The sequence below is a fragment of the Neopusillimonas maritima genome (assembly GCF_003576595.1).
GTDB lineage: Bacteria > Pseudomonadota > Gammaproteobacteria > Burkholderiales > Burkholderiaceae_B > Neopusillimonas > Neopusillimonas maritima.
Window position 1 is genome coordinate 167,928 of record NZ_NQOU01000001.1, and the last position, 21,280, is coordinate 189,207.

Below are 21,280 nucleotides of genomic sequence, written 5' to 3' on the forward strand. Positions count from 1 at the left end.
CTTTGACTCGCGGCGTTGTTTTTTAAAAACTCACAACGCACACGAACGAAACCCCGCGTGAATATCGCACCGTTCGGGCGGAAAGAAATTCCGGTAACGCGGATGCGCCATCCGGGCATCAGTTGCCCAACTGGCTCCTTTCAATACGTAGCGGTGCTCTTCAAACCCAAAGCGGGAATAGTCACGATAAGGGTGCGCAACAAAGCCATCGAATGGCACAAAGCGGCTGGAGGTCCACTCCCATACCTGGCCCCATTGAAAATCGGACGCGTGGTAAGCCGCATATTCCCATTCCGCCTCGGTCGGTAAGCGTCGACCCGCCCAACGACACCAGGCATCGGCCTGATCTTTGGAAATATGAACAGCGGGCGCATCAAGATTCAACTCAACCCACTGCCCGAAATGGCAGGCCTGCCAAACACCACCCTGCTTACGAACATAACGCGGCATCGTCACGGCGCCTGCGTCAACCGCGGGCAGAAAACGATGCCAACTGACGGGCCCGTTATCGATACTGAACGCAGGTAACCGAACAGAATGGGCCGGTAGTTCGTTATCGAAAGCAAAGAAACGATGAGTCTCTTGAGTCAGCTCAGCGTCATCGCCTGATGCAGGATCCGACCAACCCAACTGCCATGTGGTTGCCGGAATTGAAAGCGCTTTTAATTCCCCCGGTTTTAAGCCTCCCTTTTCCGACGTATTTTTAATAAGGGAGGCCGGCAACGGAATCTCCAGCGCCTGCGCCATATATATGCACGCTTCAGCATGCATGTCCTCATGAAACAAGGCCAAACGATAAAAATACAGGTCTTCACCGCGCTGGGCGTCGTGCTCAAGCAGACGCAGGGTTTCTTCAAAGGTAGACTGCATGTAGGCGCGTGTCAATTCAAGATCGGGCAACGGCAAATCCCAACGGGTTTTATGCGGCACATTGCTGGAGTCGTAAAATTTATCCTCGTCACGCATATGCCCCGCCGGGCGGATGTGATCGGGATCGCAGTGAGTGCCGGCTTGCCGCTGCAAGTTGCGCGCTGTCCAGAATGCCTGAAACCAGGCAACATGGCCAAACTCCCACCGGGGCGGGTTCAATTCGGTACTATAGGGAACCGGCAATTCAGGCCCCAGCGCGTCAACGTAGGCTTGCAGCAAGGTTAATGTCTTCTCGCGCGCAGCCTGTAATGCTGTTGAAAGCTCTTCCGCATTATTGCAACGCGCCGTTTGCGCAACTGAGAAATCCACTGCCATGGCACTCAACTCCAACCAAAAACCGAAGGTTACCATTGTCACCCCTTCTTTGGCCGCCGCCAATAACGGGAACTGGCAAACTGTGCGCCGCTGGGCCCGTGCGATAGCCCCCGTTGCGCAGGTAAGCATTGTGCAGCACTGGCCCGGTGACGATACCTCGGCCGAAGAAAGCGATGTTCTAATCGCGCTGCATGCGCGGCGCTCGGCGCCATCCATATCCAATTGGTATGCTCGCCATGGTTCGCGCGGTCTGGCCGTTATTATGGCTGGTACCGATTTATATCGCGACATAAACTACGACCCCGACGCGCAACGGTCACTGCAACAGGCGCACAGCCTGGTAGTGTTGCAAGAAAAAGCACCCGAGGCATTAGCTCCGGCCGAACGAAAAAAAACGCGCCTCATTTTTCAATCCACTTCCTTACGCAAACCCCTGGCCAAAACAACAAAACACTTAAGGGTCCTAATGGTGGGGCATTTGCGCCCGGAAAAAGCGCCGCATACCCTCTTCCAGGTGACACGCCTTTTGAAAACCCATCCGGATATCTATATTGATCACATCGGCAAAGTGTTGGACCCTGCGCTGGGTGAAGCTGCACAGCAAACCATGCTTGAGGCGCCAAACTACCGCTGGATAGCCGGTTTACCCCATGACACAGTGCGAAGCCGCATTCAACGTGCGCATTTACTGGTACACACCAGTGAGATGGAGGGCGGCGCACATGTCGTTATGGAGGCCGTGAACAGCGGGACACCCGTTTTAGCCTCGGATGTTGACGGCAATATCGGCATGCTGGGGAAGAACTATCAAGGCTACTTCCCATTCAACAACGCCAATGTGCTGGCTGAAAGCATTAAAGAATGCCGCGCAACGCAAAGCGATGAAAATGGCTTGTTGAATGTATTAAGCGAGCAATGTCGTGACCGGGCCAAACTGTTCGACCCGAAAGTTGAACAACACGCGATCCAAACACTGGTTAAAGACTTACTCGGAGTGTCCTGAATGCAGCAAGCGTCTTCCCCCGTGGTACGCGATATTGTTTTGGTGGGCGGTGGCCACAGCCATGTGATGGTGCTGCGTATGTTCGCCATGAGGCCCATGCCAGGTGTTCGCCTGACGGTCATTTGCACCGATACCGACACCCCTTATTCCGGCATGTTGCCTGGCTATGTAGCCGGCCATTACAGCTACGACGACGTGCACATCGACATACGAAAACTGGCCGAGTTTGCCGGCGCACGCTATTTCAAAGATGAAGTCACCGGCATTGAGCGCAATATGCAACGCGTATTATGTCGCAACCGGCCAGCGGTGCCGTACGATGTGTTGTCGATTAATGTGGGTGCAACACCCGCCGTTCATGCCGTACCTGGGGCGCCTGAATACAGCATTCCCGTTAAACCTATCCGGCATTTCAATGAACGCTGGCTGGCTTTGCTGGGCCGAATGCAGGAACGAACGCAACCCACAACTATCGCCGTGGTGGGTGCAGGCGCAGGTGGTGTCGAGCTCACACTAGCCATACAGCACCGTTTAAAGCATGAAATGGCGAAATGGGGGCAACCGGCCAATGCCGTGCAGTTCCACCTGTTTTCAGCCGACCCCGTTATTTTGCCTACCCACAACGCGCGTGTACGCGCCGCGTTTATGCGCACACTGCAAGCGCGGGATGTCAAAGTTCATACCTGCGCCAAAGTTACCCGCCTGGACAAAGATTGCTTGCATACAGAAAACGGCGACACATTCGCCACGCATGAAACGTTCTGGGTAACACAAGCCACGGGCCCTGCATGGTTAAAAGAGACCGGACTGGCGCTTGATGAGAGTAACTTCATCAAGGTGCGTGAAACGCTGCAAACAGAAACCGACCCACTGATTTTTGCAGCCGGCGATTGCGTGGCCTTTACCACCCGCCCGTTGGAAAAGGCCGGTGTTTTCGCAGTGCGCATGGGTAAACCGCTGAACCATAATTTACGCCGCTCCCTCGAGCAAAAGCCTTTGATACCCTATCGGCCACAACAAAAATGGCTGGCACTCATCAGCACAGGCGACCAACATGCGATTGCCTCGCGGGGCGCGCTCTATGCCAAAGGCAACTGGGTCTGGCGCTGGAAAGATCAAATCGACCGCCGCTTTATGCGCAAGTTCAATGAACTTGATCCGGCCATGTCGAGCCAGACAGAAGCTGCACAAACCCCTATTCCGTTAAAACAGGAAGAACAAACCCAGGCCATTTCGGCGATTGCCATGCGTTGTGGCGGCTGCGGTGCCAAAGTGGGCGCCGGCGTTTTATCCAGCGCACTGGCCAATATTGAACCCCTTAATCGGCTGGAGGTTCTTATAGGCCTGCATGCGCCCGACGACGCGGCGGTGGTGAAAGTGCCCCCCGGCAAAGCCATGGTGCACACCGTGGATTTTTTTCGTGCCTTCATCAACGACCCTTACTTGTTCGGCCGTATTGCGGCCAACCATGCCCTGGGTGATGTTTTTGCCATGGGGGGCGAGGCCTTGTCGGCTACCGCCGTGGCCACCGTTCCCCCGGGCCTTGAGTCTAAAGTGGAAGACACGGTTTTCCAAATGATGAAAGGCGCGGTGGAGGTACTGAATGAAGCCGGCTGTGCACTGGTAGGCGGCCACACCGGTGAAGGGCAAGAATTGGCCTTGGGGTTCGCGGTTAACGGTGTTGTGAACGAATCGCTTGAAGGCGTTTTAACCAAGGGCGCCATGCGCCCGGGTGATGTACTGGTTCTAACCAAGCCCATTGGCACCGGCACCTTGTTTGCCGCCCATGCCCAATTAAAAGCAAAAGGCCGCTGGATCGACAACGCCCTAACCTATATGCAGATGTCGAACCGATTGGCCGTGCCCTGCTTAATCGAGCACGGTGCCACCGCGTGCACCGACTTAACCGGCTTTGGCCTCTTGGGCCACCTGGTGGAAATGACGCGCCCCTCGGGGGTGGATGCAGAACTTAACCTGGACGCCCTGCCAATTTTGGAAGGCGCCGCAGAAACGGCCGCCCTGGGTATTCTAAGTTCGCTGCAACCAGCCAACGTACGCCTGCGCCGGGCGTTGCAAAACCAAGAAGCCGCCGTTTCGCACCCTAACTACCCACTTATTTTCGACCCGCAAACTGCAGGCGGATTATTAGCCAGTGTGCCGGCAGAACACGCCGATGCCGCCATCGCGGCGCTTCAAGCCTTGGGATATCCTGCCGTAAAAATTGGGCGCATTCTTGCGCAAGGAGAGGCACTGGCGCCGATTAAACTAATTCTTTAGTGATTTTGATGAGGCAGCGGGTAGCGTCAATTCAACACCTAAGCCACCATGCCCAGATGTGTAGGCACTAACCTGCCCGCCATAACTTTGCACTAAATCGTGCACAATTGATAAGCCTAGTCCCGACCCAGGCGTTTGTTCATCTAATCGAGTGCCTCGCTGGAATACACGCTTTTGATCTGATTGGGCGAGGCCTGAACCATCGTCCTCCACGTTAACAACCACCCATCGTTTATCTGCAAGCGACGTCTCGACGATACGAACCCACACCTGCTGCGTCGCCCATTTACAAGCGTTATCCAATACATTTCCCAGCACTTCCTGCAAATCATGTGCACTGCCTTGAAATGCAACCTTCGATGAGTCACCCGTTAAATTAAACTGAACACCCTTGTCTCGATACAACTGCTTAAGGGTACGAACCAACCCGTTCACAACCGGCGCAACCGGCGCACACATACCCGGCGTGCGCGCTATTGAAGCGGCCCGGGCACGCGCCAAATGATAATCAACGTGGCGCTGAGCCTGCGAAACCTGCTCGCCTACCAGCGTCGCCAATTCGCCATTATTTTGTTGCGCAGCATTCGCCAATACCGACAACGGCGTTTTAAGCGCGTGGGCCAAGTTTCCGGCTTGAGTTCGCGCGCGCTGGACAATCTCATCGCTGCTGTGCAACACTTGGTTGAACTCGTCTACAAGCGGTTGAATCTCAGAGGGGTAGCGGCCAAGAATTTGACGCTCAGCACCGGTACGCACTTTTGTCAGTTCGCGCCGCATACTTATCAAGGGTTTTAACCCCAACCACAATTGCATGATCGTTGCAGCAATCATACCCAAAACAAGTACTGCCAACGCCGCCATCAGTAAGCGCGTAAATTGCTTTAACGGCGCAATAAGTACTTGCTCGTTCACCGCCACGGTTAACTGATAACGCGCCTGCCCCTCCGCCGGCGTGACAACGCGCGACAGCCCATAAAGCTGCGCCCCTTCACCGGCATCAAAAAGCGCCAGGTTCGGGCTACTTCCTTGCGTTTGCAAATCCGACACCTTAAGCGTCTGATCCCACAAAGAGCGCGAATGCGCTACAACCGGAAGGTCAGCCACGTTGCCGGACAACTTATTTGCCTGCCAATACAAGCCTGAAAGCGGTTGCTCAAACCTGGGATCACTCGGCTCAATAATGAACGTCACGTTTTCATTTTCATCCACCGACAAGCCGGCTACCAATTGATTCATATAAACACGTAACTCTGAAGCCAACTGGCGTTCAAGGTGCTGGCGAAACATGCCATTTAAGCCCCAACCTGCCACAACAACAGTAACAATAATCCAAACAAGCGTTCCCACGAACAGGCGACCGCGCAAGGAATGGCTAACAGCAAGAAAGCTACGCCTCATTCAGGCGCCTCGTTAATGCGATATCCCAGCCCACGGACAGTCTCAATGGTATTTGGCGGCAACTTTTTTCTTAGGCGTCCTATAAAAACGTCAATCGTATTTGAGTCACGGTCGAAATCTTGCGCGTAAATATGCTCAATTAAACTTGACCGCGAAACAATCTCGCCCGCATGCTGCACTAAACTGGCCAGAACCCGATATTCGTGAGCCGTAAGACTTAATGGAACGCCGTTTACGGACACCCTTGCCGAACGCGTATCCAGCAAAATCGAGCCGCACTGCCATTGAGCGCTGGCATGTTTGCCGTTTCGGCGAATCAGGGCACGAATGCGGGCAAGCAACTCTTCCATGTGAAACGGCTTGGTCAAATAGTCATCGGCCCCTGCATCGATACCACTTACCTTTTCGTCCCAACCATCGCGCGCCGTTAGTACCAAAACCGGCATATTTTGCCCGTGAGCACGCCATTTTCGTAGGACGGTCAGGCCGTCCAGAACCGGCAAGCCCAAGTCCAAAACGACGGCATCATAAGATTCGGTGTCACCTTTGAAATGGGCATCCTCACCATCGCAGGCAACATCCACTGCATAACCTGCGCCGCACAACGCCTGCTCCAACTGACTTGCAAGCGCGGGATCATCTTCAACAACCAACAAACGCATAGTCATTCTTTCCCATACCGAATATTTCGACCTTTCGCTTTAAGCACCTCACCGTTTACTGCGTCAACTTCGAGTTTCAAAATAGTGCCCGCCGGCTGAAGCAACTTTATCTCATACAAATAAAGCCCGTCGTCTTCTTCAAATTCTATTTCAACCGGTTCTCCCGGAAAATCGCGACTGACCTTATCCAGCACATCGCGCAAAGAGAGTACTTTCCCGTCGAGCAATGCTTTCCGGGCGCGATCATGATCATCACGCTCACTATCCGCAAAGCTAAGCAACGGAAAGATCGATGTCGTTGCCGCAAACACCACGACAAGAAACGCTGTTTTAAAAGACCGCATTGTTCATGCCCTTGTAGTAACTATACGTACGGTTTTATTACATACAACATGAACAGAACATGAACGCCGGCTTCATGTTTTGTTCACAGCACCATAACCACAATAGCAACTGTTTTCGGATTGGCCGAATTCTTTATCAGGAGAAAGTTATGTTCAAAGGTTTACGTAAACTCGCTATTGTTACCACCCTTGGCAGTGCCGGCATAGTTGCTCTAGGCCTTCCCGCCTATGCGCAAAATAATGTAAATGCGTCACAAACATCAAGCGTTTCAGAACAAGCGCAAAAAAAATGGCTTGATATGCGCGATATTTTGTCCCGCGTGGAGTTGGCCGGATACACCGATATTAGTGAAGTTGAGAAAGAAAGCAGTGGTTACGAGGTAAAAGCCCGGAATCAACGTGGAGAAAGGGTAAAGCTATACGTCGAGCCCATTAGCGGAAACATTATCAACGAAAAGCGGCGCGATGAAGATCACGACTAATTCGCCGCTGACGCTCTGAAAACCTCACTTTGCCAAATCAAAAAGCCCCCGCTGAGACGGGGGCTTAAAGCAAAACATGAAAACCAAACCAGCCATTTTTCTCTTAATCGCGACATTAACCCTTGCATGGTCATGGAATGCTCTCTACTTGTCTCAGTTATCAGGAGACGGTTTATGGGTCATTCGTCAACTTGGAATGTATCTAACAGGGCAACTATCCATTGCCTTGATGTCTGTTTCCATGATTCTGGCAACGCGGCCTGTGTGGCTTGAATCACTGTTTAATGGCATGGACAAAATCTATGGTTTGCATAAATGGTTGGGCATTACCGGAGCGGGCTTTGCTATCGCGCACTGGCTCTTCAAGGAAGCAGGCGGACCTATTTCAGACCTGGTTGGTAAAACAGGCCGGCCTAAACTGGCTGTTTTACCTGCCATGCAATGGTTGCACTCTATTGCAAAAGATCTAGGTGAATGGGGCTTTTACATTCTACTTATCATGGTCGCGTTAAGCATGTGGAAACTCATCCCCTACCACTTCTGGCGCCGAATCCATAAACTTATTCCAGCGCTATATTTAGTGCTTGTAGTCCATTCCGTTGCTTTGATGCCCGCAAGTTACTGGGCCAGCGTGAACGGCATGGTTATGGCAGTGTTACTACTTTCAGGCGTCTCAGCTACCTTCATCATATTGGCCAAACGCATTGGCCATAAACGCACTCATGTGGGACGTGTTGTTATGATTCGCCCCCATGAAAATCAAACACTGGAGGTGGTTTGCGATCCCGGGCCCGACTGGCGTGGACACACCCCGGGACAATTCGTTTTCTTGACGTTTGATCAAGACGAAGGCGCACACCCTTTTACCATTGCGTCTGCACCAAAAGAGTCGGGCACTACGCAACTTACCTTCCATATTAAAGATCTCGGCGACTACACAGCAAAGCTGGCCCAAACACTAAAAATCGATCAGCCTGTTGCTATTGAGGGTCCGTACGGAAAATTTCAGTGCAATCAAGGCCGAAAAAATGCCTTGCAGGTATGGCTGGCCGCAGGCGTTGGTATCACCCCGTTCCTTGCATGGGTTGAGGCATTAGAAAACAAAACCCTTAACCGGCCAACCAGCTTGCATTACGTGGTAACGCGGCGGGACGGAAACCACTTTGTGTCGTTACTGGAACAAAAGTGCCGCGAGCTTACTAATTTGGAACTCCACGTACACGAAACAAAGACAAAAGGCCGTTTTAACGCCGACACTTTCTTATCTGCGCTATCTCAAGGTAAAGCGATAGACCTCTGGTTTTGCGGCCCATCAAAACTGGCGAACCATATCCACAAGGCGCTGAAAACACAGGGTTTGTCAAACGTTGACATACATCAGGAATTATTCAATTTTCGATAATTTAGTACCGAATTGATGTTTTTTTGATATTCATTTGACGATTTTTTGTTGCCCCGGGCGCTATCTTTACCGCACATATCATCACTTTATTGATTGGACTATGCCGGTGTTTAAAGAATTGCGCTCCCCTCTGAAAAAAAATAACGTCAACGAGAAACTACTGTTGTCCGTTGTCGTACCCGTTTACAACGAAAGACAGGCTCTGCCCGTTTTATACCAACGCGTCCAAGCCGTTTTGCAATCTATCCCCATAAAGAATGAGTTGATTCTTGTCGACGACGGCAGCAAAGACGGCAGTGACGACTGGATTGCAGACCTTGCATTACGTGTGCCCAATGTCCGAGCCGTTCGCTTGAGCCGAAACTTTGGCAAGGAAGCGGCTCTAACGGCGGGCATTGACCATGCCAATGGGGACGCAGTCATTATTCTGGATGCAGACCTGCAAGATCCACCTGAACTCATTCCACAGATGCTGCAGGCATGGCACGAGGGAGCCGATGTTGTCGCCATGAAACGACGTTCCAGAGCCGGGGAAAGCTTTACCAAAAAAACCAGTGCGCATTTTTTTTATCGGCTACTGAACCGCATTAGTGACACAGATATTCCGGAGGACACCGGTGATTTCCGGTTAATGAGCCGCAAAGCGGTGAATGCGCTGGCGGCCTTGCCCGAGCGTAACCGCTACATGAAAGGCTTATTCGCGTGGATCGGATTGCCGACAACCGTTATTGAGTATGATCGTGCTCCGCGCGCGGCAGGCCAAAGCCAGTGGAATTACTTGAATTTGTTCCATTTGGCTTTTGAGGGAATCACCTCATTTTCAATTGCTCCGCTTCGTCTGGCCACCCTGGCCGGCGTCACGACCGCGTTACTGGGTATTCTGTTCGCAGGTTGGATTGTCATTAAAACCCTGGTGCTAGGCGAACCCACACCCGGTTATCCCTCTCTAATCGCATTAATTACTTTCCTGGGCGGCGTGCAATTAATTTCCATCGGCCTGCTTGGCGAATACATGGGCAAAACCTACTTCGAGGCGAAACAACGCCCGGTTTATCTGGTGCGTGACGTATTGCAAACGAAGTCTGTCCGTCTGACTCAAACCCGTACACAAGGACATCAACGTGATGCGGCGTAACACTGGCTTTCTTGCTCTATTGGGCATTGCGCTGATCGTTCCGCTATTTGCGATGATGCTCATTCCGCTGGCCGATACGTCGGAACCCCGTTATGCGGAAATTGCCAGACTCATGTATGAATCGGGCGACTGGATTACCCCCTGGTTTGCGCCTGGCAATCCGTTTTGGGGCAAGCCGCCACTTTCGTTCTGGCTGCAAGCTATATCAATGCATATTTTCGGCCCCACTGAGTTTGCAGCACGGCTGCCTTCCTGGATTGCCACCCTTCTTACATTGGGTTTGCTTTATCGTTGTTGCGCAACCCTATTCAACGCCACAACCGCACGCCTTGCTGTTCTGATTTACGCTACATGTGCGCTTTCATTTGTTTCGTCGGGCGCCGTACTGACTGACCCGTTCCTAGCGTTGGGCACCACCCTTTGCATGACCGGATGGATCATGGCGGCAAACTCGTCTGGGTTATTCTGGCGTTATAGCTTTTTCATTGGGCTGGTTGTTGGCTTGCTGGCTAAAGGCCCTCTGATTCTTGTTCTGTCAGGCGGCGCAATTGTCTTATGGATGCTCTTTTACCCACAAGCCCGCAGAACGATCCGTTCCCTACCATGGTTAAAAGGGATCGCCCTCACGTTCGTTTTGAGTGCGCCCTGGTATCTTGCCGCGGAATTTAAAACCCCGGGTTTCCTGAACTATTTCTTCCTGGGAGAACACTTTCTGCGTTTTGTCGACCCAGGCTGGAAAGGCGACCTATATGGCACTGCCCACAAAGCGCCCTTCGGGACCATCTGGTACTACTGGCTCCAGGCATCCTTCCCGTGGGGCTTGGCAGGGTTGTTTATTTTGATGAAAGGTTTGCTCAAAACTAAGCAGCGAACCGCCATGCGTCAACGCCTGTCGGATCCTCGCTTGGGCTACTTTTTGGCCTGGAGCCTTTTTACACCCTTATTTTTCACATTGTCGGGCAATATTCTTTGGACATACATTCTTCCTTCACTGGGCGGTTTCAGCATCTGTCTGGCCTACGCGTGCCCACAGTCCAGCGCAGAAGAACACTCTGCCGGTCAAAAAACAAACTACCCTTGGCGAGCATCCGGCCCAGCCTTCCTGGCCATGATTGCACCCACCGCCGTCGTGGTACTCATCGCAATGGTTTCTTACACCCCCAACCTGATTAAAACCGAAAAGCTTTTGGTGCAGCACACCCGCACGACCAACCCTTCCGGCATTCCGCTTTATTACCTTGACGAAGTGCCGTTTTCTGCGCGATTCTATTCTTTTGAGTCGGCAAAGCCCCTTAAAGAGCAGGAAGTCACAAGCAAAATGAGTTCAGGTCAAAGTTTTTGGCTGGCGGTTCCAAAGAATCGATTGGAATCAGCGCGCGCCGACTTAAAAAATCCAGTTTTCGCCAGTAAACGCCACAATTTATATTTAATAAACAATCCAAAGCAGCACGCACTAACTGCACGGGCAAAACAAACTAATCTGAACGAACCCATCACCCAATGAGCGAAACGCAACTCAAAATTCTAATTGTTGAAGATCACAAAGCGTTAGCGGAAAACTTATATGAGTTTTTTGGGCAAAATCCCCGTTATATCCTCGACTTCGCGCCCGATGGGTTAACCGCTTTGCACCTGATTGCCGGTCACCACTACGACATCATTATTCTTGATGTGATGCTGCCGGGCGTGTCGGGCTTTGAAATTTGCAAGCGGATACGGCTTGACCTCAAACAAAGTACGCCCGTCATTCTGATGACGGCCAAAGACCTCTTAGAGGATAAGGAAACCGGCTTTGGTGTGGGTGCAGATGACTATTTGGTAAAACCTTTTAATTTGCGGGAGCTACAACTTCGTGTTGAGGCACTGGCGCGGCGCCACGACAAAAACAATGCAATATTAACCAGTATTCCGGGCATTTCTTACAACGCAGCAACACACTCTGTTTTAGTCAACGGATATAAGCCGCTTGAATTAACAGGTACGTCAGCCCGGATTTTCGAACAACTCGTTAACGCTTATCCGGACTTAGTTTCTTACGACCAAATTGCCGAGGCAGTATGGGGCGACCGCGAGGTTGACCGACACACCATTCGAACACATGCTTATGCACTTCGAAAATTGCTTCAACAACAATTTGGAAAGCCGCTGATAAAAACCCGGCATGGCCTTGGTTACCATTTGACTGCACCCGGTGAGCCAGAGTAATGCGATCTATTTCCCATCGGATTTATCGAACCTCGGCGCTGATTAGCCTGGTTTCACTTATTGTTATGTTTTTAGGCGTTACCTGGGTAAGCGAAGACCTCGAGTCGACTATGCTTCGAATGGAATTAACCCAAGAGCGCGAGTTTTTTATGGGAGACGATTTTGATCCAGAACAAACTATTTTGCGCGAAACCTCCGGCTTAACTCTGGCTTATATCCCAAACACCAAAACACACAATACGCCGCAAAGCTTTTACCAGCCCTCTGCTACACCCATTATATTTGAAGGGCTTGAGCCTGGTTTTTCCGGGGAAGTTTACCAAAACGATGAAACCTACCTAATATCAGTACAAGCACTGCAGCATGGCGTGCTTTATCTGGCCAGAAATATTACACACTTTGAAAAGCGCGAATGGCTTTTTCGGCTTGCACTACTCATTGTTATCTTGCTGGTGGCGGCTGTTACCGCCCTACTTTCAATTATCGAAGCAAAGCGCATTGTTAAACCATTAAAGTCGCTATCTAACGAAATTGAAAAACTGCCCGTTGGTGCCAATATGCCTCGGTTGCCAAAAAACTGGCAAGATGCAGAGCTACATAGTATTGCCCGCTCGTTCAACCTGTTTGTCACGCAACTTGAAGCCTACGTTAAACGGGAAAAGTCATTGCTTAACATGGCCAGCCATGAATTCCGAACGCCTTTAGCTGTGATATCCGGTGCGATCGATATTCTTGAAACGCGTGGCACACTGAACGCACAAGATCAGGCAACGCTTGCTCGCATTCGGCGCGCCACTGCCGAAATGCAAACCAATGTGAACGCCCTGCTAACCCTTGCCCGCAAGGAAACAGTAGACACAGCAACTGCCCAAACGGTTTCTCTCCCATCGCTGATTCACCAAACAATTGACGACTTATCGGTTAATTTTGCAGTCGATTCACGCTTAAGTTTCAGTGCCCATAAACCTGTGAGCGTTCACGCGGACCCCGCATTGGTGCAAATGCTTTTGCGTAACCTTCTTCAAAATGCACTTCAACACACCAGCGGCCGGGTCTATATTGAGTTAGACGAAAACACCCTGGAAATTCGCGATGAAGGCTCCGGTCTTCCCCAAGAGGCAAGGGTTTTGCTAACCTCTGCCGGTCCCGCCCGCTCGCCTGCCGCAGTGACTTCGGGTTTAGGCCTTTATTTGGTTACGCTAATCGCAGAGCGCCTGAATTGGCCACTCGAACTAGCGCAAGAAGGCAAAGGCACGCTAATACGCCTACATATCAACCACCATTAAAGCGATTGCGCTGCACGCTTACAGTTAAAGTTACGACACCAAATATGAAATTCCTGATCTTTCTAGGCTCCGCAAGACAAAGCTCGCCCCCGCACCCACCCCGTTTGGGCGAACGCGTTACCCAAGCCTGCAAGCGCTATTTTCAACGCGTTTTCCCAGAACACGAAATTGAAATCATAGACCCGCTTTTGATCGATACAGGTTCCGTGTTCAAGCCCCATTTTGCTTACGGCCCACGCACCGTTCCAGAAACACTGGGCACACTGGCGAACAAAATTCGACACGCCAACGGTTACCTTATGGTGAGCCCGGAATACAACCACAGCATGAGCCCCGCCTTAGCCCATTTGTTGAACCATTTTGGCAGCTCAAACTTTGCGTACAAGCCCAGCCTCATCGTGACCTACTCTGCGGGTCAATGGGGTGGCGTGCGCGCAGCGGTGGGAATGCGAAGCTTCTTGTCGGAGCTGGGCTGCCTGCCCGTTTCCGCCATGATTCACGTACCCAAAGCGGCTGAAATATTTGATAGTACGGGGCACTGCACCCAAACGGATACGGATGCGCAATGGGCGTCTTATTTCGAACGCGGCATCAGCCAACTGGTGTGGTGGGCACAAGCCGCGGCAACGCACGCTGAACAGGTAAACCCCCACGACCTGATCAAACACTTTCAGCGTGATCCTTCCCAACGCAATGCGCCTTGAAAACGGCGCGTTCTAAAAACGGAGAACGCGAAGCGCATCTTCGTTGAACAGCACAACAGCTAAACCTTTTAGTGGCCCATGAGCTTATCCATGGCGCCGGGTTTATCATGCACGGCAAAACGGTCGACCAAAGTTGAACTGGCCTCATCCAAACCAACAACCTCAACTTCGGTTCCCTCGCGACGAAACTTCAGAATGACGGCGTCCAGAGAACTAATCGCCGTGATGTCCCAAAAACGTGCGCGATTCAGGTCAATCACCACTTTTTCAATCACCTCTTTGAAGTCGAATGAAACGGTGAACTTCTCAGACGAGGCAAAGAAAACCTGGCCCACAATGGTGTACACCCGTTCACGCCCCTCGTTGCGTGTTTCAGATGTAATACGCAATACCCGCCCCACTTTATGCGCAAAGAAAATGCCACTTAACAAGACACCAACCAGAACACCTTTTGCCAAATCATGCGTAGCAACAACCACAATAACTGTAGAGACCATCACAATGCTTGACGTTTTCGGGTGACGCACCAAGTCGCGCAACGAACCCCAGCTAAATGTACCGATTGACACCATAATCATGACGGCCACCAATGCCGCCATTGGGATTTTCTCGACCCACGGGCCCAAAAAGACCACCAAAATCAACAAAAACAAGCCGGCGACGAAGGTCGACAAACGACCACGCCCACCCGATTTCACGTTAATAACCGATTGCCCGATCATGGCGCACCCGGCCATGCCGCCCAGGAAACCCGTTGCGATATTGGCAACCCCTTGCCCGGCACACTCACGATTCTTGTTGCTGCGTGTATCTGTCAGGTCGTCAACAATTTGTGCGGTTAGCAAAGATTCAAGCAAACCCACCACGGCTAATGTCGCCGCATAAGGAAAAATGATCTGCAAGGTTTCGAAGTTTAGGGGAATATCAGGCAACAAGAACACCGGCAAAGTATCCGGCAACTCACCCATATCGCCAACGGTACGGATATCCAGCCCCAGTGTTAATGAAATGGCCGTTAACACCACGATACAGACTAGGGGCGACGGAACCGACCGAGTGACGTACGGAAACAAATAAATAATTCCCAGGCCGCCGGCCACCATAACGTAAACCGCCCATGGAACATTAATCAACTCAGGCAATTGGGCCATAAAAATAAGGATGGCCAAGGCATTAACAAACCCCGTAATCACTGAACGAGAGACAAACCGCATTAATACACCCAGTCGTAGCAACCCAGCCAGAATTTGAAGCACTCCAGTAAGAATAGTGGCAGCCAGCAAATATTCCAGCCCATGCTCCTTGACCAGCGTAATCATCACCAACGCCATGGCCGCGGTAGCTGCGGAAATCATGCCCGGGCGCCCTCCGGTAAAAGAGATAACGACCGCAATACTGAACGAGGCGTATAACCCAATTTTGGGGTCGACCCCGGCAATAATGGAAAACGCGATGGCTTCTGGAATAAGGGCTAACGCAACTACGATACCCGCCAGGATATCGCCGCGAATGTTGGAAAACCACTCTTCTTGAATTTGTTTGAATTGCATGGAAGGAGTCTGTACGAAGCGAAAATTGTCACAGGAGAGCTGCCGCCTGTCCTTGTGCCCAGACACAACGCAGCGATCTTATTGCGCCAGGGGCGCAGAAAACTTGTATGAAATAAGGAATAACGCACCGGTGAGCAGGCATGGAAGCGTGCGGGCCAAGCACTAGGCCGCATTAAGCGCGCGAAACAGGCTGAATCAGCAAATACGCCGATTAGAAAAGACAAGCAAAATTCACATGGGTCTGAAGAAAGGTGTACTACATTAGTTATGCCTTGCAACGCGCCACAATGTGACGAGCCACAAGGCAATAAGGCTCATATTCTAACATGACGGTTTGGCTAAACTTTAACCAACTCACTCCCGCTACCGAACCGGAAATAAGCAACGCGCTCCTGTAATCGAGCCGCCTGCTCTTTCATTGACTGGCTCGCTGCGGCGGTCTGTTCTACAAGCGACGCGTTTTGTTGCGTGACTTCATCCATTTGCATCATTGCATGGTTAATTTGTTCTACACCGGAAGCTTGTTCGTTCGACGCCGCGGCAATTTCCGACACAAGTTCGGTGATTCGCTGTACATTCCCCACAATACCTTGCAATGTATCGCCCGATTTCTCAACCAACTGCGAGCCGTTTTTCACCTTTCCAACGCTGTCGGTAATTAACGCCTTGATTTCCTCGGCGGCAGTGGCACTGCGTTGAGCCAAATTCCTGACCTCGGTTGCAACTACGGCAAAGCCCCTCCCCTGATCACCCGCTCTGGCTGCCTCGACTGCCGCATTCAAAGCCAGCAGGTTGGTTTGAAAGGCAATGCCGTCAATAACCGAGATAATCTCCAGAATGCGCTCACTGCTTTTGTCAATTTCACGCATGGCCGACACCGCCTGCTGAACCACTTGCCCACCTTCCTGTGCGTTGTCGCGGGTTCCAAACACAAGCTGATTCGCCTCCTGGGCATTATCAGCATTATTTTTTACTGTTGACGTCATTTCCTCCATGCTGGAGGCTATTTGCTCGATGGAAGATGCCTGCTCAAGTGTGCGTTGCGACAAATCGCTACTGCCACTGGCGATCTGGCCAGACGCCGTACCAACTGAAAGCGCGCTGCTGCGTACATCTCCAATAATTTCAATGAGTTTAAGTCTCATTCCATCCATGGCGCGCAAAAGGTCGCCGCCCTCATCCTGGGTCTTCACCTGAATATCAACCGACAAATCACCCTGAGCCAGGCGCCGTGCTACTTCGCGCGCCTGACTCAAAGCGCCTCCCAGGCGCCGGTAGACAAATATCAGCGACAACGCCACCAACAGCACCATTGCACCCAATGCGATCAGCGCCCAGATATACGCCAAACGCTGTTGCGCCTCAGCCTCATCAATATATGCCTGCGTTCGATCTTCAACCATGACATAGAACGCATCAAGCGGCTGCATCACGCGCGCTGCTTGCTGATAGTAATCTTCGCTGAATAGCATCGCTTGCGCTTTCACCAGATCGGTTCTTGCGCTGCCGCTAAGGTCGTTATCGGTACCGTTCACTTCGGAGCCCAATCCTTCAACCAAGGCAATGGCCTCTGTTTCAAGCTCTGCCAAAGCGTTCGATAATGCGAGCGCTTTATTCAGCTCATCAAACTCCTTTTCCACGAAACCCGCATCACGAAACATATCGAGCAATGCAACCTGTGAGTCGGAATTGGGGCGCGGTTGCTCTCCCGCCGCCACGAACTCCCAGTAAATACGGTGATACTCTTGCGGACGCGGCTTGTTGCCATTACGAATCGCAATAACATCGTTGTACATTTGAAGAAATTTTGGATCTGCTGTTACCACATAGGCCTGTGCAAATCGTGTGAGATTCACCGAGCTTTCACGCATCTCATCGGCCAGCATAAGCGATTCGCGTTGCTGCTCCTGGGCGGCACGAAGTTCGGTCGACACTGCGCCGTAGTAAGTCAGCGCAAAAAAAGTTACTAATGCCAAGCCTAGATTGATTACAACCAAGACAATGAAAATGGTCTTGATACGAAGATTTTGCAACATAAAAACACCTGCGATTCCGGTCGGTTATTAATCGTTGCAAAGCAAAACAAGCCTCTTACTTCCAACGTCTTAACCGGTTATCGTCTGCCAGCAAGAAAAATTTATGGCAAAACGCAGGTAACAAAATGAAACTGTTTAAAACATGTTCAAGGTAAGGCCACAACAACTGCCGCCGGGTCAACCCGGGCCCACGCAGTTTGCCCAACCTGCAATGCTGGCCCCCCACTCTGAAAGCCAACCAAAATGGCGCCGCTGCCCAAACGCATCGATACTTCCGCTTTCTTGGTCGTAGCAGATACGACCTCGATCCGCCCGGCCAATATATTCTGCGTGTCATCGGCTGGGTACGCCGTTTGAACCGGCACTGCTGTTGCTTTACACAATGCCAATACCCTTAAACCCGGCTCCAGACCGAGTAGCTGCGCACTCTCGTGCGTTATCAGAGCGTGCATTAACATACCGTCGGACAGCGCCAACTGAACGCTTTGGCCCTGCTCACCTGGCACGAGTTCACGCACCGTGCAAACCCATTGATTCCGCATGCTGGTTCTAAGACCAAACGTTACATGGTGGCCTGTATCCGAAGCCTGTTGCATAGCAACCCGACGCACCTTCGCAAAATAATCGAAAGCCTCCAGCACCTTGCGCCCGGCAGATGTCAGTTGCGCCCCACCCCCGCCACTGCCACCCACTGCCTTTTCCACCAGCGGCGTGCCGGCCAGGTTACCCAGCGTTTCAATGGCCTGCCAGGCTGCCTTGTAACTGATGCCGGCGTCCCGAGCCGCCTCTGAGATAGAACCCACGGCATCGATACGGCGCAAAACGTCGATGCGCTTATCGGTAATGTCATGCCCTAACGCGGCATCCAGCCTGAATGTTGGTGAACTCTTCATACGTAACTTGCCAAACGAAAACGTTACCGGTAGCATACTCGCTATTCCATTATTGAATAGCGTAATCTGAAATAAAAATGTGTGTCCGGCTGAAAATAATACGCGCTTCTTTAGTTTTGGCGAGTCTGCTTGTGAATGGTATCGCACACGCAGCAACGGCTAACATCGCTGTGGCAGCCAATTTTGCTGCACCCGTGAAAGAAATTGCTCAAGCATTTGAGAGCGAAAGCGGACACCATCTGACCATCTCTGCGGGGTCAACCGGCAAGCTGTTCTCGCAAATTCAGAACGGCGCCCCGTTCGATGTTTTTCTGGCAGCTGACACAAAAACACCCGGAAAGGCGGAAGAAGCCGGTTTGTCAGTGCCCGAAACACGTTTTACCTACGCAATAGGGAAACTGGTGTTATGGAGCCCGGATCCCGGCTTGGTAGAAGATGAAGCATCCGTGCTAGAAACTGACCGATTCGAGCGTATTGCCATGGCTAATCCCAAAGTTGCACCATATGGCCTGGCCACCGAACAGGTCATCAAGAAATTGGATCTGGTCGACACCTTGAGCGAAAAATGGGTGTTCGGACAAAGCATCGGCCAAACGTATCAGTTCATTGCCAGCGGCAATGCTCCTTTAGGGTTTGTGGCGTTATCGCAGGTGTTCAACCGGGGCAAGATTCAATCAGGTTCAGCATGGATTGTTCCCGAAAATATGTACACGCCATTGGCACAAGATGTCCAACTTCTTAAGCACGGCCAGAATAACGCCGCCGCCACCGCGTTTATCGCGTTTCTGAAAAGCCCCACCGCGCTCGCAATTATTGAATCTTTTGGTTACGGTTTGCCGGAACGCTAACGCAACATCGCTTTGAACACAGCTTTTTTCTACCATGCCACTCGATCCGCAAACCTGGTCCGCTGTTTACCTCACCTTGAAACTGGCAGGGTTAACAACCGTTTTGCTGTTGATTCTAAGCACCCCCCTGGCCTGGTGGTTATCACAAACGCAATCGCGCTGGCGCGCTCCCATTAGCGCATTGGTAACGTTACCGCTGGTGTTGCCACCCACTGTGCTGGGTTTTTATTTATTGGTGGTGATGGGGCCGGCAGGCCCGTTGGGCCAGTTAACCCAATACCTAGGCTGGGGCTTACTGTCGTTTACCTTCACAGGCCTGCTTATAGGCTCACTGATTTTTTCTCTGCCGTTTGCCGTACAACCCATTCAACACGCCTTCGAATCCATCGGCCCGCGCCCGTTGGAGGCCGCAGCCACGTTGCGTGCCAGCCCCGTAAATGCTTTTCTAACCGTTGCCCTGCCCCTGGCGCGCCCGGGCCTGATTACCGCCGCCATTTTGACCTTTGCTCATACTGTGGGGGAATTCGGTGTTGTGTTGATGATAGGCGGTAATATCCCCGGCCAAACGAGCGTGGTGTCCACCCGAATATACAGCCATGTTGAAGCCATGGAATACAGCCAGGCACACTGGCTGGCGGCCGGCATGGTGATATTTTCGTTTGCGGTGCTCATGTGCTTGTCGCTTTTCAAGCGCAAAGGGTCGGGGGTTATTCGATGAGCCTGGTGCAAAACCATATCCGCCTGACACTGCCTCGTGCCGACTTCCTGCTCAACGTTGACCTTACCTTGCCTACAACCGGAATTACGGTCCTATTTGGTGTTTCGGGGTCGGGGAAAACCAGCATCTTGCGGTGTGTGGCCGGCCTGGAACGCGGAAAAGGTTTGGTACGCATGGGGGGTGATGTCTGGCAAGACAACGCCCGCAAACTATTTCAGCCCACCTGGAAACGCCCAATAGGTTACGTTTTCCAGGAAGCCAGCCTGTTCGAGCACCTGAACGTACAAGGCAATCTTGAATACGGCTTACGACGCTCAGGCAAAAAACACGATCGGCACGCGTTGGATGAGGCGGTGGAACTATTAGGTATTGCTCATCTATTGCAGCGTGCGCCCCAGGCCCTGTCGGGCGGCGAGCGTCAGCGCGTCGCCATTGCCCGCGCACTGGCCGCCCACCCTCAGTTATTGTTGCTCGACGAGCCGATGGCCTCGCTGGATTTGGCGCGCCGCCACGAAATTTTGCCCTGGCTTGAGCGCCTGCGCGACCAATTAGCCATTCCCATGCTGTATGTTACCCACTCGTCCGATGAACTAAGCCGCCTGGCTGACCACGTTGTGGTGATGGACAAAGGCCAGGCCATTGCAACGGGCTCAGTAGAAGATATTCTGACCTCAACACAATACCCGGCACTGACGGGCGACGAAGCCAGTGCGGTTCTAAGTGGCGTGGTTAAGGAAAAGGAAACTCAATGGCATTTGGCCAAAATTGCTGTTCGCGGCGGCCTGCTATGGGTGCGCGACGATGGCTTTAATATCGGGCAAGTCGTTCGTCTGCGCATTATGGCCAGGGATGTCAGCTTATCCACCAACACCTCCACGCACACCAGTATCCAAAATCATCTTCAGGCCACGGTTGAGCACATTATTAATGACATTCACCCGGCCCAGAAACTGGTGCGCCTGAACTGCGCCGGCCAAGCCCTGCTTGCGCGCATCACCAGCAAAGCAGCCCACGATCTTGGGCTGACTACAGGCAGCACAGTATGGGCTCACGTGAAGGCCGGGGGTGTGGGTACTTAACAGGCGTTATTCA

19 protein-coding genes are annotated in these 21,280 nt (G+C 52.0%); 12 read left to right on the top strand and 7 right to left on the bottom strand.

Translation table 11 applies throughout. The annotated features are described in order from the left end of the window. Positions 1 to 30 precede the first annotated feature (30 nt). Positions 31 to 1,245: a selenoneine synthase SenA gene (senA, locus tag CJO09_RS00825; RefSeq protein WP_119440673.1), complete on the bottom strand. Its 1,215-nt coding sequence runs from the start codon at positions 1,243 to 1,245 to the stop codon at positions 31 to 33. On the opposite strand from senA, the gene senB reads away from it, so the two are divergent. Next, entirely contained in the window at positions 1,244 to 2,248 is a 1,005-nt protein-coding gene (gene senB, locus CJO09_RS00830; RefSeq protein WP_119440674.1) for a selenoneine biosynthesis selenosugar synthase SenB, read from the top strand. The genes senA and senB overlap by 2 nt on opposite strands. After that, on the top strand, positions 2,249 to 4,525 hold the full coding sequence (selD, locus tag CJO09_RS00835; protein WP_119440675.1) for a selenide, water dikinase SelD: 2,277 nt from the start codon (positions 2,249 to 2,251) through the stop codon (positions 4,523 to 4,525). Here selD and CJO09_RS00840 read toward each other — a convergent pair. Genes CJO09_RS00840 through CJO09_RS00850 form a run of 3 tightly spaced genes read right to left on the bottom strand, consistent with a single transcriptional unit; the run spans position 4,514 to position 6,929 of the window. Beyond that, positions 4,514 to 5,923 carry a sensor histidine kinase gene (locus CJO09_RS00840; RefSeq protein ID WP_119440676.1) on the bottom strand — a complete coding sequence of 470 codons (1,410 nt, stop codon included), beginning with the start codon at positions 5,921 to 5,923 and terminating at the stop codon, positions 4,514 to 4,516. The two genes, selD and CJO09_RS00840, sit on opposite strands and share 12 nt — an antisense overlap. Then, on the bottom strand, positions 5,920 to 6,585 hold the full coding sequence (locus tag CJO09_RS00845) for a response regulator transcription factor (RefSeq protein ID WP_119440677.1): 666 nt from the start codon (positions 6,583 to 6,585) through the stop codon (positions 5,920 to 5,922). The genes CJO09_RS00840 and CJO09_RS00845 overlap by 4 nt, the downstream gene beginning before the upstream one ends. A 2-nt stretch (positions 6,586 to 6,587) precedes the next feature. After that, positions 6,588 to 6,929 carry a PepSY domain-containing protein gene (locus tag CJO09_RS00850; RefSeq protein WP_119440678.1) on the bottom strand — a complete coding sequence of 114 codons (342 nt, stop codon included), beginning with the start codon at positions 6,927 to 6,929 and terminating at the stop codon, positions 6,588 to 6,590. 149 nt (positions 6,930 to 7,078) lie between these two features. Here CJO09_RS00850 and CJO09_RS00855 point away from each other — a divergent pair, with 149 nt between their 5' ends. From CJO09_RS00855 to CJO09_RS00885, 7 genes are all read left to right on the top strand, one after another. Beyond that, entirely contained in the window at positions 7,079 to 7,411 is a 333-nt protein-coding gene (locus CJO09_RS00855; protein ID WP_158582690.1) for a PepSY domain-containing protein, read from the top strand. A gap of 148 nt (positions 7,412 to 7,559) precedes the next feature. After that, complete coding sequence (locus CJO09_RS00860; protein WP_158582691.1) at positions 7,560 to 8,813, top strand: ferredoxin reductase family protein; 1,254 nt, start codon at positions 7,560 to 7,562, stop codon at positions 8,811 to 8,813. 100 nt (positions 8,814 to 8,913) lie between these two features. After that, positions 8,914 to 9,948, top strand: a complete 1,035-nt coding sequence (locus tag CJO09_RS00865; RefSeq protein WP_119440681.1) for a glycosyltransferase family 2 protein — start codon at positions 8,914 to 8,916, stop codon at positions 9,946 to 9,948. Next, positions 9,938 to 11,452: an ArnT family glycosyltransferase gene (locus CJO09_RS00870; RefSeq protein ID WP_119440682.1), complete on the top strand. Its 1,515-nt coding sequence runs from the start codon at positions 9,938 to 9,940 to the stop codon at positions 11,450 to 11,452. The genes CJO09_RS00865 and CJO09_RS00870 overlap by 11 nt, the downstream gene beginning before the upstream one ends. Then, positions 11,449 to 12,153, top strand: a complete 705-nt coding sequence (locus tag CJO09_RS00875; protein WP_119440683.1) for a response regulator transcription factor — start codon at positions 11,449 to 11,451, stop codon at positions 12,151 to 12,153. Before CJO09_RS00870 ends, CJO09_RS00875 begins: the two co-directional genes overlap by 4 nt. Then, positions 12,153 to 13,439, top strand: a complete 1,287-nt coding sequence (locus CJO09_RS00880) for a sensor histidine kinase (protein ID WP_119440684.1) — start codon at positions 12,153 to 12,155, stop codon at positions 13,437 to 13,439. Before CJO09_RS00875 ends, CJO09_RS00880 begins: the two co-directional genes overlap by 1 nt. A 44-nt stretch (positions 13,440 to 13,483) precedes the next feature. Then, on the top strand, positions 13,484 to 14,143 hold the full coding sequence (locus CJO09_RS00885; protein ID WP_119440685.1) for an NADPH-dependent FMN reductase: 660 nt from the start codon (positions 13,484 to 13,486) through the stop codon (positions 14,141 to 14,143). 68 nt (positions 14,144 to 14,211) lie between these two features. On the opposite strand, the gene CJO09_RS00890 is transcribed toward CJO09_RS00885, so the two are convergent. From CJO09_RS00890 to CJO09_RS00900, 3 genes are all read right to left on the bottom strand, one after another. Continuing rightward, entirely contained in the window at positions 14,212 to 15,693 is a 1,482-nt protein-coding gene (locus CJO09_RS00890; protein ID WP_119440686.1) for a SulP family inorganic anion transporter, read from the bottom strand. 338 nt (positions 15,694 to 16,031) lie between these two features. Next, positions 16,032 to 17,729, bottom strand: coding sequence for a methyl-accepting chemotaxis protein (locus CJO09_RS00895; protein ID WP_119440687.1), 1,698 nt, complete (start codon positions 17,727 to 17,729; stop codon positions 16,032 to 16,034). Between the two features lie 146 nt (positions 17,730 to 17,875). Further along, positions 17,876 to 18,622 (bottom strand): TOBE domain-containing protein, encoded by a 747-nt coding sequence (locus CJO09_RS00900; protein ID WP_119441335.1) that lies wholly within the window; start codon positions 18,620 to 18,622, stop codon positions 17,876 to 17,878. Positions 18,623 to 18,699: 77 nt separating this feature from the next. Between CJO09_RS00900 and modA the strand changes: the two genes are divergently transcribed. From modA to modC, 3 genes are read left to right on the top strand one after another with little or no spacing between them, the layout of a single operon-like run. After that, on the top strand, positions 18,700 to 19,470 hold the full coding sequence (gene modA / locus CJO09_RS00905; protein ID WP_119440688.1) for a molybdate ABC transporter substrate-binding protein: 771 nt from the start codon (positions 18,700 to 18,702) through the stop codon (positions 19,468 to 19,470). Between the two features lie 34 nt (positions 19,471 to 19,504). Next, positions 19,505 to 20,188 (top strand): molybdate ABC transporter permease subunit, encoded by a 684-nt coding sequence (modB, locus tag CJO09_RS00910; protein ID WP_119440689.1) that lies wholly within the window; start codon positions 19,505 to 19,507, stop codon positions 20,186 to 20,188. After that, a complete protein-coding gene (modC, locus tag CJO09_RS00915; protein WP_119440690.1) occupies positions 20,185 to 21,267 on the top strand; it encodes a molybdenum ABC transporter ATP-binding protein in 1,083 nt (360 codons plus the stop codon). Before modB ends, modC begins: the two co-directional genes overlap by 4 nt. Positions 21,268 to 21,280 lie beyond the last annotated feature (13 nt).